1 pseudogene is annotated in these 254 nt (G+C 63.8%); it reads right to left on the bottom strand.

The features are described 5' to 3' along the window. Positions 1–254: pseudogene (locus tag G6018_RS17340) on the bottom strand (transposase); the annotation flags it as partial.

Below are 254 nucleotides of genomic sequence, written 5' to 3'. Positions count from 1 at the left end.
TTCCAGCCGTCGATGAAGGTGCGGATCTTGGCGTTGAGGTCCTTGACGGAGGTGAAGAACCCGCGGCGGATGGCCTGGCGTTCGACGATGCCGAACCAGACCTCCACCAGGTTCATCCACGAGGCGTGGGTGTGAAGTGGACCGTGAACCGTGGATTGTCGGCCAGCCAGGCCTTGACGTTCGCGTGCTTGTGGGCGGCGTAGTTGTCCATCACCAAGTGCAGCTCGGCCGGCTGGCCGTCGGCATCGACGTGC

Origin of the sequence: Dietzia sp. DQ11-44, from assembly GCF_014145205.1 — a bacterium.
GTDB classification, from domain to species: Bacteria; Actinomycetota; Actinomycetes; order Mycobacteriales; family Mycobacteriaceae; genus Dietzia; species Dietzia natronolimnaea.
Note: the sequence above shows the minus strand (reverse complement) of the source record. Positions and strands in the feature narration are given on the sequence as shown.